The organism is Alteromonas sp. G5_S2_22_S1, assembly GCF_054968525.1.
In genome coordinates, this window is sequence record NZ_JBQKUJ010000002.1 from 437,559 (window position 1) to 455,594 (window position 18,036).

At 45.7% G+C, this 18,036-nt stretch carries 15 protein-coding genes, 1 tRNA gene and 1 pseudogene; 8 read left to right on the forward strand and 9 right to left on the reverse strand.

The genetic code is table 11. From position 1 onward, the window contains the following. Positions 1-25: 25 nt before the first annotated feature. Positions 26-253, reverse strand: coding sequence for a hypothetical protein (locus tag ACTRWF_RS04130; protein ID WP_012517583.1), 228 nt, complete (start codon positions 251-253; stop codon positions 26-28). A 409-nt stretch (positions 254-662) separates the two neighbouring features. On the opposite strand from ACTRWF_RS04130, the gene tadA reads away from it, so the two are divergent. Then, complete coding sequence (gene tadA, locus ACTRWF_RS04135) at positions 663-1,334, forward strand: tRNA adenosine(34) deaminase TadA (RefSeq protein WP_015066419.1); 672 nt, start codon at positions 663-665, stop codon at positions 1,332-1,334. Between the two features lie 70 nt (positions 1,335-1,404). Here the strand turns inward: tadA and ACTRWF_RS04140 are convergent, their stop codons facing one another. Both ACTRWF_RS04140 and mltF read right to left on the reverse strand, forming a co-directional pair. Continuing rightward, positions 1,405-1,560 carry a hypothetical protein gene (locus ACTRWF_RS04140; protein ID WP_012517585.1) on the reverse strand — a complete coding sequence of 52 codons (156 nt, stop codon included), beginning with the start codon at positions 1,558-1,560 and terminating at the stop codon, positions 1,405-1,407. Between the two features lie 159 nt (positions 1,561-1,719). Continuing rightward, positions 1,720-3,111: a membrane-bound lytic murein transglycosylase MltF gene (mltF, locus tag ACTRWF_RS04145; RefSeq protein WP_015066420.1), complete on the reverse strand. Its 1,392-nt coding sequence runs from the start codon at positions 3,109-3,111 to the stop codon at positions 1,720-1,722. Between the two features lie 176 nt (positions 3,112-3,287). Here mltF and purL point away from each other — a divergent pair, with 176 nt between their 5' ends. Further along, entirely contained in the window at positions 3,288-7,175 is a 3,888-nt protein-coding gene (gene purL, locus ACTRWF_RS04150) for a phosphoribosylformylglycinamidine synthase (RefSeq protein WP_015066421.1), read from the forward strand. Positions 7,176-7,433: 258 nt separating this feature from the next. Continuing rightward, positions 7,434-7,574, forward strand: a complete 141-nt coding sequence (locus tag ACTRWF_RS04155; RefSeq protein WP_012517588.1) for a hypothetical protein — start codon at positions 7,434-7,436, stop codon at positions 7,572-7,574. Between the two features lie 157 nt (positions 7,575-7,731). On the opposite strand, the gene smrA is transcribed toward ACTRWF_RS04155, so the two are convergent. The 5 genes from smrA to ACTRWF_RS04180 form a co-directional block, all read right to left on the reverse strand. Then, positions 7,732-8,319, reverse strand: coding sequence for a DNA endonuclease SmrA (smrA, locus tag ACTRWF_RS04160; RefSeq protein ID WP_015066422.1), 588 nt, complete (start codon positions 8,317-8,319; stop codon positions 7,732-7,734). Between the two features lie 254 nt (positions 8,320-8,573). Then, entirely contained in the window at positions 8,574-8,699 is a 126-nt protein-coding gene (locus ACTRWF_RS04165; RefSeq protein ID WP_020743011.1) for a hypothetical protein, read from the reverse strand. Positions 8,700-8,829: 130 nt separating this feature from the next. Continuing rightward, positions 8,830-8,904, reverse strand: a tRNA-Arg gene (locus ACTRWF_RS04170). Positions 8,905-9,116: 212 nt separating this feature from the next. Further along, positions 9,117-9,479 (reverse strand): hypothetical protein, encoded by a 363-nt coding sequence (locus ACTRWF_RS04175; RefSeq protein WP_015066423.1) that lies wholly within the window; start codon positions 9,477-9,479, stop codon positions 9,117-9,119. Continuing rightward, positions 9,445-11,265: a retention module-containing protein gene (locus tag ACTRWF_RS04180; RefSeq protein ID WP_015066424.1), complete on the reverse strand. Its 1,821-nt coding sequence runs from the start codon at positions 11,263-11,265 to the stop codon at positions 9,445-9,447. The genes ACTRWF_RS04175 and ACTRWF_RS04180 overlap by 35 nt, the downstream gene beginning before the upstream one ends. A 260-nt stretch (positions 11,266-11,525) precedes the next feature. On the opposite strand from ACTRWF_RS04180, the gene ACTRWF_RS04185 reads away from it, so the two are divergent. The 5 genes and pseudogenes from ACTRWF_RS04185 (at position 11,526) to ACTRWF_RS04205 (ending at position 17,597) form a co-directional block, all read left to right on the forward strand. Beyond that, positions 11,526-11,801, forward strand: coding sequence for a hypothetical protein (locus ACTRWF_RS04185; protein WP_232362909.1), 276 nt, complete (start codon positions 11,526-11,528; stop codon positions 11,799-11,801). A gap of 11 nt (positions 11,802-11,812) precedes the next feature. Next, a complete protein-coding gene (locus tag ACTRWF_RS04190; protein WP_232363022.1) occupies positions 11,813-13,459 on the forward strand; it encodes a TolC family protein in 1,647 nt (548 codons plus the stop codon). Positions 13,460-13,548: 89 nt separating this feature from the next. Beyond that, positions 13,549-15,636, forward strand: a pseudogene (locus ACTRWF_RS04195) (type I secretion system permease/ATPase). Then, positions 15,633-17,000, forward strand: coding sequence for an HlyD family type I secretion periplasmic adaptor subunit (locus ACTRWF_RS04200; protein WP_015066425.1), 1,368 nt, complete (start codon positions 15,633-15,635; stop codon positions 16,998-17,000). The pseudogene ACTRWF_RS04195 and the gene ACTRWF_RS04200 overlap by 4 nt, the downstream one beginning before the upstream one ends. Further along, a complete protein-coding gene (locus tag ACTRWF_RS04205) occupies positions 17,001-17,597 on the forward strand; it encodes a response regulator transcription factor (protein WP_012517616.1) in 597 nt (198 codons plus the stop codon). It begins immediately after the preceding gene. On the opposite strand, the gene ACTRWF_RS04210 is transcribed toward ACTRWF_RS04205, so the two are convergent. After that, positions 17,572-17,955 carry an EAL domain-containing protein gene (locus tag ACTRWF_RS04210; protein WP_080653170.1) on the reverse strand — a complete coding sequence of 128 codons (384 nt, stop codon included), beginning with the start codon at positions 17,953-17,955 and terminating at the stop codon, positions 17,572-17,574. The genes ACTRWF_RS04205 and ACTRWF_RS04210 overlap by 26 nt on opposite strands. Positions 17,956-18,036: the final 81 nt, after the last annotated feature.

Genomic DNA, 18,036 nt, shown 5'->3' on the forward strand with positions numbered 1-18,036 from the left:
GCCGGTGGAACTAGTGTAATATGGCCTACGCGACGCGGTCTTTTTCTAAATCCGCAAACTGCTTCTTTAGGTCGTAACGTTCATCGGTAACAATTTTTTCCAACACCGACACACGCTCTTTTAAGTCAGCAATTTCTTTTTTGTAGGCGTCCGTCTCTTTGCTGCTGAGCTTCTTTTTACTTTTGTCTTTTGCGCTGTCGACAATGGAAACTAATGCCCAAGCACAAATGGCTACTATTGCTATCGCGGTCATATTCACGGTGGTATCCCTCACAAATGGCTTTAAAACAGTGTAGGTGAAAATGTGGCCAGTTGCCTAGTTCACCTTGCATTTAGGTTCTTTCGCGTTTCACTAAGACACGTTTAATAAAAGTACGCTAAATACTTGTTGATAAAATTACTGCTACGCTTAAGGTAATATAACGGTTATCTATCGTTATTTTAGATAAAAAATGTAACCAATTAAGTCCTATTCGTACCAGACTTGTCAGCCCTTGATTTTCAAGGAAGGCCAACATGCCTTAGCAGTGATATAATGAGAGGTTGCAAATAAGTTGCCAAGTGACAAAAGTCATTAATTATTATTGCTTTACGTTATTTTTCTTGGCTAATCAAAAACGAAAGTTAATAAAATTCACTAAGTAAAATAGCAAATTTGACGAATGAGTGACGAAAATAACAACCCTTCACCCATGCCTTCTGGCCTGAATCACCACCAAAGCGGTACAAAAGACCTGTCTAAGTCAGGTAGTGATGTGGCTAATATCAAATCGGTGAGCCACATGCATGAAAGTGACGTTGGTAACGTGGCCGTAAGTGATGAGGAGTTGGAGCAGCACATTCGTTGGATGAGGCATGCTTTAGCCCTTGCCGATAGCGCTGAGGCCATTGGGGAAGTGCCAGTTGGCGCTTGTGTGGTATTAAATGGCGAACTTATCGGGGAAGGGTACAATACACCGATTAGCGACCACGATCCTTCTGCTCATGCAGAGCTGCGTGCCGTCAAACAAGCTGCTTCTAAAGTTCAAAACTATCGGCTTATCGATGCAACGTTATACGTTACGCTAGAGCCTTGCTCGATGTGTGCGGGAATGTTGGTGCATGCTCGAGTGAAGCGCGTGGTATTTGGCGCTAAGGATGCGAAAACGGGGGCGGCGGGCTCTGTTATGAATTTGCTGCAACACCCTGCGCTTAACCATCAGGTTGATATTGTCTCTGGGGTATTAGCGTCGACGTGTGCTAATAAATTGTCAGATTTTTTTCGTAAGCGCAGGGAAGAAATCAAGGCTGCCAAAAAAGCGAAAAAACGGCTTGAAGGCAAAATGCCTGATTAAAAAGTTAGTGCAGTGAAAGGGCTGAATGGAAGAACCACAATCGTACAGCGCGCTCAAATCGGCCCTTCGATTAACTTGGTTTACGCGTGAGTTGAGTAAACATATCGCTGGTAACAAAAAGCTTGCGGCGTTGTAGCACTTTCTGATGGCAACGCTTTAGCATAAGACGACGTCTATTGTTATTTTTCAATTTTATTCCTTTCTTCATAAAACGGTTTTTTTTCATTTATTCTCCTTTCTCTTCTCTTTCGTTAAACATCGTGAATGTTTTAAAAATGACGTATGTCGAGAAAGCGAGTCAGCCTTTGGCTGACTCATTCTTAGGGTAGGCTATAAAGATGACATCGAAATGACAGTTTTCAAGAGATCTACCAGACGACGAGGGTTAAATTTTTCCTTGTTCGTCTAACCACACTAAGCTGTCGTAATAGCGGCGAATGTTCTCAACATATTGCAATGCTTCATCGCCTCTTGCGTAGCCATAGCGGGTAGTGCGGTAGTACTTTTTTTGCCGCAACTGCGGCAGGCGGCGTTTAACGTCAACCCAAAGATCGGGGTTACCCCCTTGTTGTTCTGTTAAAATGCGCGCATCTTCTAAATGACCCATACCGATATTATACGATGCCATCGCCATCCAGGTTCTGTCTGGTTCACTGATACGCGCAGGTATTCTATTTAATAAACTGGCGAAATAGCGCGAGCCTCCTCGAATACTTTGTTCAGGGTCGGTTCTATCGTCTACATTCCAGTCGCTGGCGGTAGCTAATGTAAGCATCATCAGCCCCCGCACCCCTGTTCTTGAAATCGCATCACTGTTCCAATGGCTTTCTTGGTAGCTCATTGCGGCTAGAAGGCGCCAATCTAAATCGCCTGCATACTTTTGAAATAAAGACTTATATTGAGTAAGGGTAGACTCTGCGGCGTAATTGAATGCTCGGCTATCTACATAATCAAACTGGCGAATATGACCAAAGTACTTATCTTCTAACACGGTAAACCATCCAGATTGGTGTACTGTGCCAAAATATTCAATTAACGCCGCTTTAACCGAGTCATCTTGTTGTAAAGGCAACGCCCATGCCATAGGCATATTTTCATTAAGCGTTCGTGCGACAGCCAAATTTGGATAACGTCTGCGCTGTAGGGCTAAGCGATTACTATCTGCAACCGTATAGGCAATATCACCGTTGGCGACCTGTTGAAGTAATTCTTCTGAGTCTGAGTCTTCAGTGGTAATTAATTGAGTCTGAACTGCTTCATCCTCTTCTTCACTTAAACGTTCGAAAAGATTAGATAAAAGGTGAGCCTGGCTGCTGCCTGCTACCGCAATAATAGGAGAGTCTAGCTCTGCCAAGTCTCTAGGTCTGGTTGCGCCAGCTTGAAATACGAGTTCCTGCTCTACACGCTGGTAGGCAGGTCCATAAGCAAAACGACGTTTTAGCGCTGGCGTAACGGCGTCTCCGGTAGCGACGATGTCTAAATTGCCTTCTTCGAGTTGTTCAAGCATGACCTCGTAGCTGTAAAAAGGGTACAAATCGAGTGTTACCCCAAGATAATCGGCGAAACCAGCCAGTAATTCGTATTCGAACCCCTGCGGCCCTTCTGCACCATTGTAAAATGTGCCCGCACCGTAAACTGTGCCTACACGAATAGATTCCCTTTCTAATAACGAAGACAGAGCAGTGGGCACGTTTGGCACCCCACAACTCATTACAGCAATAGATAATATGATTACTATTTGTAGTTTTAATCGTTTTTTATAGTCTTGTGACTGCATAGACCTTTACTTAATGTCATTAAACCGTCTAAGTTTAAAAAAAAGTTCATGTAAGCGCGTTATGAGGTTACTTACTGCGCATATTTACTCTATAATCCGCGCCGAAATACTCATCAATCCAAGAGGCAACGCGTCGCATTGGTGGTCGTTGTTTCTAACAAACCAGGTAAATCAATATGTTGGTCCTTCGAGGCGCTCCTGCACTATCAGAGTTTAACCAAACTAAACTGATTGCAAAGCTGGGTCAATCCGGCGTTAGGGTTAAAAACCTATATAGCGAATATGTTCACCTAGTAGACTCCCAAGGTGACTTGTCTAAGCAGCAAATAGAGATTCTCGAGAAGCTGCTCACTTACGGCCCCGCGAGGCAAGCACAAACACCTTCTGGAACCCTCTTCCTTATTACTCCTCGCCCCGGCACTATTTCTCCCTGGTCTTCTAAAGCCACCGACATCGCTCACAACTGTAGTCTAAAAAATATCAATCGTATAGAACGCGGTTGCGCGTTTTATATCGAGACCGACGCTACATTGAGTGATGAAGATTTTGCACTTGTTGCTAGCTTCTTACACGACAGAATGACCGAGTCAGTGTTCACCCATACTGACGATGCGGCGGTGCTGTTTGCTCACACCGAAGCCAACACCTTTACCAGTGTCGATGTGTTAGGTGAAGGCAAAGAGGCACTGGTTAATGCAAACGTGTCGTTAGGCCTTGCATTAGCCGATGATGAGATTGACTACCTATTTGATAGTTTTACCAAGTTAGGCCGAAACCCTACCGATGTAGAGCTATACATGTTTGCCCAAGCAAACTCGGAACACTGTCGCCATAAAATCTTTAACGCTAGCTGGACCATTGACGGCGAAGACCAAGAAAAATCGCTGTTTAAAATGATCAAAAACACCTACGAGTTGTTGCCTGATCACGTGTATTCAGCCTACAAAGATAACGCAGCAGTAATGGAAGGCTGGGAAGCAGGGCGCTTCTTCCCGAACCCTCAGTCGCATCAATACGAATACCATCATGAAAATATCGATATTTTAATGAAGGTAGAAACTCACAACCACCCAACGGCAATTTCACCTTTCCCTGGTGCAGCAACAGGCTCAGGCGGTGAAATTCGTGATGAAGGTGCTACAGGCCGTGGTTCAAAACCTAAAGCAGGCTTGGTTGGTTTTACTGTATCTAACTTACGTATTCCTGGTGCTGAACAGCCGTGGGAAGCAGAATATGGCAAGCCACAGCGCATTGTCAGTGCCCTTGATATTATGCTTGAAGGCCCACTGGGTGGTGCTGCGTTTAACAACGAATTTGGCCGCCCAGCGCTACTGGGTTATTTCCGTACGTTTGAGCAAGAAGTTAACAGCTTTAACGGTGTTGAAGTGCGTGGTTACCACAAGCCCATCATGCTAGCGGGTGGCTTAGGCAATATTCGCCGTGATCACATCGAGAAAGGCGAAATCACCGTAGGCGCTAAGCTTATTGTGCTTGGCGGCCCTGCCATGAACATTGGTCTTGGTGGCGGTGCAGCATCTTCAATGGCCTCTGGTCAGTCGAATGAAGATTTAGACTTTGCCTCCGTTCAGCGTGATAACCCAGAAATGGAGCGTCGCTGTCAGGAAGTGATCGATGCATGTTGGCAGCTAGGGGATAACAACCCTATTCAGTTTATCCACGATGTGGGCGCGGGTGGTCTTTCAAATGCACTGCCAGAGCTTGTAAACGACGGCGGCCGCGGCGGTAACTTTGAGCTTAGAAAAGTATTGTCTGATGAGCCTGGCATGACGCCACTAGAATTGTGGTGTAACGAATCGCAAGAGCGCTATGTTATGTCGGTTGCGCCTGAAAATATGCCTGTGTTCGAAGCGATTTGCGCCCGCGAACGCGCGCCGTTTGCGGTGGTAGGTGAAGCGACTGCCGAGCAGCACTTAAACCTGAACGATAGCCAGTTTGAAAATAAACCCATCGATATGCCGCTAGATGTGCTTTTAGGTAAGCCGCCTAAAATGCATCGTGATGTGAGCTCCAAAAAAGTAAGCTCGCCTGCACTAGATGACGCGGGTATTACATTAAGTGATGCAGCGACGCGCATTCTGTCGTTACCCACAGTGGCTGAAAAAACTTTTCTTATTACCATTGGCGATCGCTCGGTAACGGGCCTTGTAAGTCGTGACCAAATGGTAGGTCCATGGCAGGTACCGGTGGCTGACGTAGCAGTAACGGCAACGGCGTTTGATACCTATCACGGCGAAGCCATGACAATGGGCGAGCGTACACCCGTTGCATTGCTGTCGCACGGTGCGTCTGCACGCCTAGCGGTAGGTGAAGCGTTAACTAATATTGCGGCGGCAAATATTGGCGATATTAAACGTATAAAGCTTTCAGCCAACTGGATGACTGCAGCCGGTCACCCGGGTGAAGATGCGGGCCTTTATGAAGCGGTGAAAGCCGTGGGTGAAGAGCTTTGCCCTGAACTTGGTTTAACCATACCAGTGGGTAAAGACTCCATGTCGATGAAGACCGCATGGAATGAAAATGGAGAAGATAAGGCCGTAACTTCACCGCTATCTTTGGTTATTTCAGCGTTTGGTGCTGTCAAAGATATTCGCAAAACGGTAACGCCACAGCTACGCACTGATAAAGGTGCAAGCCGCTTGTTGCTACTAGATTTGGGCGAAGGTAAAAACCGCTTGGGCGCGAGTTGTTTAGCACAAGTCTATACACAGCTTGGTGATAGCCCAGCTGATGTGGTGTCTGCTACGCGCCTTAAAGGCTTCTTCGATGCCATGCAGGCCCTTATCGAAAAGGGATTGGTGCAGGCTTACCACGACCGTTCAGACGGCGGTCTATTTACCACAGTGGCAGAAATGGCCTTTGCGGGTAAAACTGGGGTAAGCGTTAATCTTGATGGCCTTGCAGGCAACGACATCGCTGTACTGTTCAATGAAGAATTGGGCGGCGTAATTCAAGTGCTTGAAAGCGACCTAGACGCAGTTAACGCTGTATTAGCTGAATTTGACTTAACTGAATTGACGCACGATATCGGTACGCTTAGTAGCACGGATATGATTGAGTTTAACCGCGACGGCGTTGCTGTACTTGCGGATAGCCGTGTATCCATGCGTACTACCTGGGCAAAAACTACGTTTGAAATGCAAAAGCTTCGTGATAACCCAGAGTGTGCAGAGCAAGAACACGCTGCGAAGCAGGATGCTGCAGACCCTGGTTTACATGTAGCACTGTCTTACGATGTTAACGAAGATGTAGCCGCGCCTTATATTGCCAAAGGCGTTAAGCCGAAAGTGGCGATTTTAAGAGAGCAGGGCGTTAACTCCCACCTTGAAATGGCGGCTGCATTTACCCGTGCAGGTTTTGACGCTATCGACGTGCACATGAGTGACGTGTTGGCGGGTCGTATTACTCTTGAGCAGTTTGCGGGTCTTGCTGCTTGTGGCGGTTTCTCTTACGGCGACGTATTAGGCGCAGGTGAGGGTTGGGCGAAGTCTATTTTGTTCAATAGCATGGCGCGCGATCAGTTTGAAGGCTTTTTTACCCGCAACGACACGTTCAGCTTAGGTGTATGTAACGGCTGTCAGATGCTATCGAATCTTAAATCATTGATCCCTGGCACAGAACACTGGCCGCATTTCGTGACAAACAAGTCTGCGCGATTTGAAGCCCGTGTCGCTATGGTTGAAGTGATGGAGTCTAAGTCTGTGCTGCTAGATGGCATGGCGGGCTCGCGTATGCCAATTGCGGTGTCGCACGGTGAAGGTCAGGCTGAATTTGCTAATGATAATGCGCTATCGCAAGTAGGCGAGCAGGTGGCTATGCGTTATGTAGACAACTACGGCAAGCCAACAATGCAATACCCAGCTAACCCGAACGGTTCACCGCAAGGTATCACTGGTTTAACGTCTGTAGATGGGCGCAGCACTATTATGATGCCTCACCCTGAACGTGTATTTAGAGCCGTTGCAAACTCATGGTGCCCAGACGATTGGCAAGAAGACGGTGCGTGGATGAGAATCTTCAGGAACGCCCGTAAATTCGTTGGCTAGGTAAATTGGCTATTGAGTAAAACAGGGGGAAACCCCTGTTTATTTACCTTAAATATACCGATTAATAAATGTTCATACTTTAGAATGACGTCAAACCTTTGGCAAAGTGTCAAAAATCTGATTTTTGCCCTTGTCATCAAGTTGTCACTGATCTATTGTAGTGCAAGCAAGGAATGCGGCTTGGTTACAGGAGTTGAATTAGGGTTGTACTGGCTGAAGTAACATTGCTTCGCTGGTTTAAATAATAAGAGACGACCAATGAATCGTTCTTCAAAAGGGTTTGGCTTAACCGGAGTGGCTGTAGCTGTAGTGCTGATGTTCGTAACTGCTGTTTTTAGCACATCTGCGAAATCTGCCGAAGCTCCAACAACGCTAAGTGTGCTGTCTTCAGTTAAGTAGTCTGAAAGAAAAATTCTAACGCCCGTATCAAGTCACTTGATACGGGCGTTAATCATTGGGGCTATTAAAAAGCTTTTTGCGTGTTGTGTCGCATAAAAAAGCTTAAAACGAGACGAACGAAATGCACAGCCGAAGCCTGCAAAACTTGTCTCTCACTTTATCCTTTCTTATTTTTTTCTCGGTTAATCAGTTTTTGCTGAGGGTGCTTTTTTAGCAACACATAAGTAGCACCAAATCCGCCATGCATAGGCTGTGCGGTATGAAATGCAATCACTTCATCTAGCTCTCTTAGCCAGTGATTGACATAGCTTTTCTTGAGTGCTGGAAAAGGCTTGCTGTGTTCTCCCATTCCGTGTTTTATGATAAGCGCCCGTACCCCTCGTTCATGGCTTGACGTTATGGTGCTGTATATCAGGTCTCGACTTTGCTCTAAGGTTTTGCCCGACAAGGATACATTAACCTCTAAAGGGTACTTGCCAAGGCGAAGCTTTTTAAATACGCCGTCTTGAATACCAGGCTGTTGAAAATAAATAAAGTCATCTGCTGGAACAGGTTTCACACCTTCCATGCTCAACGGGTTAGCAAGCTTGTCGCGAACACTAACCTTCAGGGCGGCGCGCTTTTGTTTTTCGGCCAGCGCTTTTTCTGGGTCGTGCAGTAAAGCCTTATCGTCTGATGCGATAGGTTTAACATCCTGCATTTCTGCAAAAAATGAATCGATATCGTCGTTTTTAAATTGGCTCATTTTCATCCCCATACAGGTTACTTCATTTTATGCGTTGGTTAGCGTTGGCGTGGATACATTATCCGTAACCGTCCTTACCTAATTGCGGCATGTTTTGTTTAAGTTAATTGTACTGCGGCTAACCAACACTGGTGGTATAGGTTACTTATACGTTATTCAATGTGAGTTGATCCACATTGTTTTACTTAGCGGTGACATTAAATGTGGTCACCCATTAGGGGTATTAGGTGGGGATGGATTTTAAAAAATCACGTTTAATAGATAGCGCCTGGTTCAGATAGCGCTTCAATCGCGTCCCATTCTTGTTCGGTAAACGGGCTATCTTCTTCTGGCTGCGCATTGCCTTCAGCGTCATTTTGTTTAGGGTAGTCGAAAGTCATAATGCTCTCCTATTTCGGAAAGTATTACCTAAAGTAGACAAAATACAACCAAAGTAGTGAGGGGCAACTGATTTTTAGTAGGGGAAATGTATAGACATCTTTACTTAATTGCTAAAGAGAACATTAAAAGTGGCGTCCCCAGCTGGAATCGAACCAACATCTAAGCCTTAGGAGGGCCTTGTTTTATCCATTAAACTATGGGGACCTAATGCGTGACACCTACATTATACGTAGTTCGATAAAATACGAAACCCTTATATTAATCAATGATGTGCAGCTGCTTCGAGGGAAATCTTTTATACCTTTTAAATTCGGTGGTTGTACAGAGAAGACAGACGTTATCGGTTTATCATTTCACAAGCAAAAAAAAGCCCTGATGCAATGACATCAGGGCTTTAAGGTTTAAACTAGGCTACGTTAAATATCGGTAGGCGGTAGTTTATCAATGGCTGTCTTGAGCACGTCTGACTCCGTAGGTGAAGCCGTTCCAATATCGCTGCCACTTTCTTTAGACGTATCACCAGCAACGGTCTCAGTCCCACTTAAAGAAGTGCTATCGCCAGTTGCGTCAGCAGACGTTGGCTCGGTTGCAGGTAGAATTAAATCTTCAGGTGGAAGATCGATATCGACTACATCAACCGTAACTTCAGTGACAGGACCTCCCGAAACAATATCACCTTCTTCAGGAAGGGTGATGGTATCTTCCGGTAGTGTTCCTGAAGTAACAGGCTCAGGCGCTGTAGTTTCAGGCGTTGTTGAAACAGGGTCGCCAATATCCACAGTCGTTGCTGGTGGTCTCTGGCGGGTTCACCGTCACCACAGGCTCACCCATATCAACGGCGTTACCGTCGTTTATAGCATCGAGGGCCTGAACGACGACATTTTGACTTGCCGTGCTCGCCGAATTACCGACCTCATCTGTCACTGTCGCCACTACGGCATAGGTGCCTGCTGGTAGCGGTGTGCCAGTTAAATCCAGGCTCCAGTTGCCGCTGCCATCAATAGTAAGTTCAGGGTCAGTGCCAAAGGTATAGGACGTTCCATCAACGGTAACAGTTAGGGTAGTATTGTCACCAAGGTCCACCGTTCCATTAAAGATAAGCGTGCTATCGCTAGTTATAAAGTCTCCAGCCACGCCAGAGTCGTTTGAAATACTATCGAACGTCACCGTTTGGCCATTATTGTTTTCATCAATACTGGTATCGATAACAATCGAACCTGTAGCTGAGTCAGAATTACCCACAGCGTCCGTAGCGGTAACCGTTGCCGTATAATTACCTTCAGCGAGTAATGCGACAATATTGTCAGCTAATGTCCAGGTACCGTTACCATTATTGGTAGCGGTGTAGTCATTCCCGTCAATAGTCACCACTACAACCGCGTTCGGATCGTTTACCGTACCGGTAAGTTCTGGCGTGGTGTCGTTGGTAGTAAGATCGTTAATGGCTACCGTAGGTGCAGTGGTATCAATTACTAAAGTACCTGTGTCGGTATCGGTATTACCCGCCTCGTCGGTCACGCTGGCATTAATCGTAAATTCACCTTCGGCCAATTCAGCCGGTACGTCTGCGCTGTAAGTTCCGTCAGCCTGCACAATGGCGGTCACGGTTTGCGTGTTGCCCGCGCTATCAGCAATGGTAAGGGTAACGGTACTGCCCGGCGTCGCGTCAGTGGTACCGGTAAGGGTTGGCGTGGTATCGTTATCCGAACCTGGCGCATTTATAATGATTGTCGGTGCGGTAGCGTCTATTTGGCCTGTCGTTGAGCCATCAGCGGTATTGCCAGTTGGCTCAAGCACAGTAGCGTCGACAGTAAAATCACCGTCTGCTAAGGCATTAGGAACATCTGCGCTGAACGTACCATCATCTTGAACAATCGCCGTGAGTGTTTGAGTGTTTCCTTCACTGTCTGTCACTGTAAAGGTTACCGTGCTACCAGGAATGTCAGAGGTGATACCTGTAATGGTCGGCGTTGTATCGTTGGTTAATCCAATAGGGTCTAAGGTTAGCGAAATATCTTGGGCTTGCTCTCCGGTCCCCGAGAATTCAGTTGGGGTTATGTCATCGTTATTGTTGTTATTTTGTTCAAATTGAAAGCCTACGGGGTCAACGTCTTCATTGATGCGATCTACGCGTACAAAGTTACTACCACCACCGGTACCAGCGCCGCCATCAAGACCTGCCGCTGTCGCTTCTAACGATTCCAATATATCGCCTTCTCCGGCAAGTACGTCTAAAAAGTCACCGTTCTCTTGAGAGGCGCTCTCAGTGCCTTTAACGCCGTCGAGCAGTGCTGCAAGTTCATCCACGCTTTCATCAAAAACTGCAAACTCGTCGTCGGTATTGCTGTCAGTAAAGTCTAACTGTAGAGGGAACGATACGGTCTGCCCTGCTGGCAATGTGCGAAGTTCACCGTTTACGCTAACGGTAACGGTGGCATCTGGTGAAATATTTAAAACATCGCCCTCGTTAACCGCCATACCTGACACAGCGTTAATTTGCTCGCCTGTTTCACTACGTACTAAAGAAGCTTCACCATTTACTTCCACAATGCTTACGTCGGCCATAAGTCTCTCTCAATAAAAATAGATATTTACGCTATATAAAAAGCGTAGCAGGGCTTTTCAATCTCGTTACCGGACCGTAGTACGGATAGGCTTTAGCCATTGGTATAAAGGCGTTAAAAAAACTAGGTAATTCCCCCTAATTTATTAATTTTTAGTCTAATAATGCGCAACTGGGTTTGCATAAAATTTTACAGCGTCTACTTTTTTAAAGTAAGAAACGGCACAAATGTCGTGAAGAATCTACATAGTGAGATGCATGTATGAAGTTTATTAAAACAGTGCTTTCTAAAGTTGTAATAGGAGCAGCTGTCGTTGTAATAGCTAACGGTGCTTTTGCTCAAACTAGTGGTGAGGGAAGTGCCTCAGCGAGTCTAGAGAGTTACGTTCGTAAGGTTGTTAATCAAAACCCTGAAGTGCAAGCCAGCTGGCGTCAGCTTCAAGTTGCAATGTCAGATGTTGATATCGCTCGCGGAGGCTTTAGGCCCCAGGTAGACGTATTGGCGACGAGTGCCTACACAGATAGAAATTATGGTTAGACCGAGAGTACATGGGGCACACAGCTGAAATCGCTCTAACCCAAATGCTTTATGACGGGTTTTTAACAAGTAGCGAAGTTAAGCGGTTCAAACAAGCGCAGGTGGTAAGGTACTTTGAATTACTGGGCGAGGTGGAGCAAAAATCGCTTGATACTGCGCTTGCTTACATGGACGTACAGCTGTTTAGAGAATTATTAAGACTGGCCGAAGAAAACCTCATTACTCACGTTGATGTTTTCAAACTGATTGAAGAAAGCGTTGAAGCGGGGGTTGGGCGACGGGCCGACCTAGAGCAAATCAGTGGACGACTTTCTCTTGCTGAATCCAATGTATTAACCGAGTTGTCTAACCTTCACGACGTCACCGCACGTTTTCTTCGTTTAGTGGGAGAGAAACCTGCAGATAGATTAACGCCTGTAACGTTAAACTCTGCTTATGTAGACGCCAGTGTGACAGATGTTAAAACGTTATTGACCAATGCCTATGGCACTAACCCGCAATTCAACGCGGCAATTTACAATATAGATGCACAACGTTATGGAGTAGACAGTGCTAAAAGTCTGTATCACCCTCAAGTTAATTTGACGGCGAGCTACGGTGCACAAACGCGAGATCAAGCGGCACTGAATAATACAATCACTGAGGCCAGCGTAGGGGTTAATTTCTCGTACAATCTGTATAACGGGGGCTCTGACCGCGCAGCAATTAGGCAAGCATTGTCTCAGGTGGATCTTGCAAAAGATTTAAGAGACAAAGCGTGTATCGATATGCGACAAACGGTGCAAATTGCTTACAACGACATTATCAATATCACCGAGCAGCTTCCTTCGCTAAACGCGCATAGGCTGTCATCAGATAGAGTGAAGTCAGCTTACATGGATCAGTTTACTATCGGTGAGCGTTCGCTATTAGATTTACTTGATTCTGAAAACGAATACTACGAGTCGAGTCGAGCTTATTTAGAGGCTCAGTATACCCTTGAGAAAGCGCGGGTTAGGCTTTTGGCTGCCTCGGGCAGTTTGGCGCAAACATTAGGTATTACAAAAGAAGGCGTACCTGACGTACTTGACATGGCAGAAGAAAAAATCAGCTATGATCCCAACTATGTTTGCCCTGTCGTACGCACTAACTTTGAAGATGAACGAAACATTCTTAAGCGGGATTCTGATGGTGATGGCATTGTAGATTTGTGGGACGACTGCGTAGACTCAACGCCAGGGGCTATTGTTGATGATTTTGGCTGTGAGGCAAAAGAGCCAGAGCCGAGTGCTGCCGACTTCACTCTTGACGACGCTCAAATAATCGACTCTTTTAAGGTAAACATAGAGTTTGCATCTAACTCCACAGACGTGTTGCCAGAATACGAAAACAATTTGCAAGACGTCATTGACGCGCTAAATGCTAATCCAAATTCAGGGGTGATTATTCATGGTCACGCCTCACTTGATGGCGATGCAGCATATAATCAGCGCTTGTCAGAGCGAAGGGCGAAGGCTGTTGCGTCTCTTCTTATGACGAAAGCTGATATCGCGCCTCGTAGAATTACCGCTGTTGGCTACGGCGAAAGCCGCCCCTTGGTTAATGAAGAGTCTGAGGCTGCCAATGCGCGTAACCGTAGAATTGAGGCGGCTATTATCCAGCTTCCCTCTAGCGAATAGCGATGCGGCAGACCTATATGAAGGATAAAAAGGTCGTACACGACGTATCTTATTTAGAGCAGCAGGGCGGGGTGTTGATGGATTGTTTAATGACAATCTGTCACGCACATCATTTAGATGTATCACGTGTAAGCTTACTTAGTGGGCTACCGTTAGACCACGGTGAGTTATCTCCCACGGGGTTTGAACGGGCCGCTAAAAGAGCTGGGCTTGCTAGCCGGACAGTTAAGCGTGATATTGATCACATTAACACGGCTCTATTGCCCGCTGTTTTAGTGTTAAACGAAAAGCAAGCATGTGTCTTACACGGTTTATCGCCAACACATGCCAGGGTGTCTTACCCTGAGCTGGACGACGCTGTTGTTGAAGTGGCAAGGGAAGAGCTAAGCGCTAGATATACTGGCTACGTTATTTTCGCTCGCCCTGCAATGCAGGCGCAAGAGACAAATGCAAACATTGATAAATCGTCGGTAGGGCACTGGTTGTGGTCGTCTATAAAGACTGCGAAAGGGCTATACCGAGACGTGCTGTTAGCGTCGGTTTTTATCAGTCTTCTTTCTATTGCGCTGCCTTTATTCGTGATGAACGTGTACGACAGGGTTGTGCCTAACGCGGCGCTGGAAACTCTGTGGGCACTAGCAATTGGCGTTTTGATGGTATTAGCAGCCGACTTCTTGCTGCGCATGCTGCGTCAATATTTTGTTGAGCTAGCGGCAAGCCGTTTAGACGTAACCCTTTCTGCAAAAATCATGGAAAAAGTGCTATCGATAAACTTAGCGAATAAACCTGCTAAGAGCGGTGCGTTTATCAACAGCTTACAGTCTTTTGAAAGTATCAGGCAGTTTTTTGGTTCGGTAACGCTGGTTGCTTTAGTGGATCTGCCCTTCGGACTTTTATTTGTCGTTATCATTGCAATGATCGATATCTACTTGATTATCCCAATGCTTATTGGCGCTACTCTCTTATTTCTATACGCAATGAAAGCACAGCGAGTCATGCGCTCGTTGTCTGAAGAATCGATGGAAATAAGCTCGCGTAAGAGCTCGCTTGTTACTGAAAGCGTAACGTCTTTGGAAGACATAAAAGCATTTGGTTATCAAAGTCGAAACCAGAGCGCGTGGGAAAAACAGACCATATTTCTTGCTAAAGTTAATGCGAAGCTTCGCTTAGTTTCCATGTCGGTAAATAACGCCGCACTTTGGATTCAACAGTCGGTAGGCGTGGTCATTATTTTAACTGGCGTCTATTTAATTATCGAAGGCGTGATTACGCAAGGTGGTTTGATTGCCGCTTATCTTCTATCTAGCCGCGCGATGGGGCCTGTTTCACAAGCCGCATCGTTGTTAGCCCAGTTCCATCACGCGGAAACCGCCAAAAATGCCCTTGATGAAATTATGGCAATGCCTAGTGAATCGGGCAGTAATAAGCAGATTAAGAGCAACGTTGTACTGAAAGGCAATATAGATGCAAACCAACTCTGCTTTAAATATCCCGATGAAAATGTACTTGCACTTAAAGACATTAACTTCTCTATTAAACAAGGAGAGCATGTTGCCATTTTAGGAAAAAATGGCTGCGGTAAATCTACACTCAATAAACTTATTATGGGTTTTTATCGGCCTGAATCGGGGCAACTCTTGATGGATGGTATCGATTTACAATAATACGATCCCACGCTGTTGCGCAAGCAAATTGGTTATGTTCCCCAAGAAGTGAGCCTTTTTTATGGAACGCTTAAAGACAATATCATGCCTGAAAACTTGAACATGGATGATAGTGATTTCTGGGAAATATTAAGCCAATGTGGTTTAGCAAAATTGGTCAATAGTAGCGCGAATGGGGTAGAGCAAATAGTTGGCGAGCGAGGCTCTCTACTCTCGGGCGGACAGCGACAAGCGGTCGCTATGGCAAGGGCGCTTGTTCGCGATCCATCTATATACATTATGGACGAACCTACCTCAGCGATGGACTCGACTAACGAAGCGCAAATGAAAGAGACCATAAAAGCCGCTACCGCGGGTAAAACACTTATTATAAATACCCATCGTACGACCTTACTTGACCTTGTAGAACGGGTGATTGTGGTTGAAAACGGAAAAGTCATTGCAGATGGTAAAAAGGAAGACGTACTTGTGCAATTTAGAAAGCCAAGTCAAACACTTAAGAGGGCACCATGATTTTAAAAAGTGGTGGTGAGAAAAAAGACTGGCTTCAACGATTAATGCGCGGGTGGCTTGCGCCACCTCCGGGGCAAGATTGGGTGTTAGAAGCCGAGTGGTCACGGATTATGCAAACGCCAGTAAAGGCAAAGGGGCTATTGTACCTCGTATCCATCGTACTTTTTCTTTTAGTGGTTTGGTCGTATTTTGCCGAAATTGACGAGGTGGCAAAAGGCGATGGGAAGGTTATACCGTCTCAACAGCTACAGGTGCTGCAATCGTATGACGGTGGAATCGTTCAAGACATTTTAGTGACAGAGGGGCAAACCGTAAAAGCGGGGCAAGTCCTGCTTAAGGTTGACCCGACGCGATTTCTATCCAGTCTTGAAGAGAACACCACACAATTCGCTGCGCTTGCAGCAAAAGTGCAAAGGCTATCGGCGCTTACTCAAGGTAAGGCGCTGAGGTTTAATAAAGAGTTGCAAGAGCAGGCCCCCAGCATTGTCGAAAACGAGCGCAAGCTTTATAACTCGAATCTGGCGGAGCTTGACGAAGTAGCCGCTGGCTCAGATTCACGTATTATGCAGCGCCGCCAAGATGTGGAAGAGGAACGTGCAAACCTTTCCCAATATCAAAATGTACTGTCTCTAACGAGAAAAGAGTTATCCGTTACAAAGCCGCTGCTTGCTTCAGGTGCCGTTTCGGAAATCGAAATTCTCAGGTTAGAGCGACAAGTGGTAGAACTTGAAGGCAATATCACGAAGTCTAAGGTGGCCATCGAACGCGGACTTAATGCCATCGAAGAAGAAATCATAAAAAAGGAAGAAAGCCGATTAAGATTGGTAAATCGTTGGAATCAAGAGCTTACTGATGCTACCGGCGAGATGGCTACTTTGCAGCAATCCCAAACCAGCTTAGAGGATGTGGTATCACAAGCTGATATCAGATCACCCATTAACGGCACGGTTCAGCGGTTACTCATCAATACGGTTGGCGGTGTTATAACGCCAGGTAGTGCCGTGGTTGAACTTGTACCCCAGGATGACCAACTTATCGTAGAAGCCAAAGTTTCGCCGAAAGACATCGCGTTTATTCGACAAGGCCAGCCAGCTATTCTTAAGTTCAGCGCTTACGATTTTACCATTTATGGTGGCATGTCAGCAGAAGTACAACATATTAGTGCCGATGCTATTACTAATGATAAAGATGAAACTTACTACTTAGTAAGATTGGAAACAAAAAGGAGCATAGCAGATGAATCCCTCGACATTTTGCCGGGGATGATAGTTCAGGTTGATATATTGACGGGGAAGAAAACCGTGCTTAATTATATATTATCGCCATTGTTCAACGTAACAGCCTCTGCGCTGAGGGAGCGTTAAATGAGACATTTTATTGCCGAAAAAGATTTACAAGGCGCGCTAACTCAGTACTCATGGACAAAATATAATACCGTTACCAGTATTGAGTGTAAGGAAAGTGACTGCATCTGGATATTAGCTACCGACGACGACTGGCGCCAGCAACTTATCGCCGCAAAACAGAAAGTTTCTCAGGTGGTATTACTTACCTACAAGTATGATCGTTTAGAAATGCAGACAGCGCTGGTGCTAGGAGCAAGAGCGTATTGCCATGCCCTTGGCGCTGAATCTTTATTAGCATCGGTTGCTCGCGTTATAGAAGCCGGAGGCATGTGGCTACCTAACGAGTTATTGTCTGTTACGACGTCAAACGTTGCTTCAAACCTCCAAACGAAGCGAATACTACCAACCCTTAAAAGCCTAACAAACAGAGAAAGGGATGTATTAAGCTGTATCCTAGATGGGCTTAGTAATAAGGAAATAGCGCGGGAACTCGGTATCACCGAGCGTACCGTCAAAGAATATGTCGGTACGCTGCTCAACAAATTCCAAGCTAAAGACAGAATTAGTCTGCTGCTTCGCTTAGGTGAGTTTAGTCATCTAAAAGATGCTCTATAACCTCAATATGAGAAACCACCCCGTCAATACCAAGCTCGATAAATAAATCTTGGTGATCAGCACGTTTAACGCCATCAGCGTATACATTAATACCAAAGGTGTGAGCTAACGAGCAGAAGCCTCTGATAAATGCGTGATTGGCGGGATTAAAGTCGATGTCCGCCATAAAAGCAGAATCAATCTTCACATAATCTAAGCCCATCTCTTGTACGTTTAATAATTGAGAGAAAGACTCGCCAACGCGCTTAAGGCCAATCATGCAATCTTTGGCTTTTAGCGTGTTACAAAAATCTTTAAATTCATCTGGGAAACGCGTGGCGGTAGACTCACGTACTTCAAAACATAATCTGCTCCAAATTTTTCTTTAACTTCCTGTTCGAGTTTTGGAAACTCGATAATATAGTGATCCTTGATTTGCTGGCCAGCTAGTAGCAGAGCT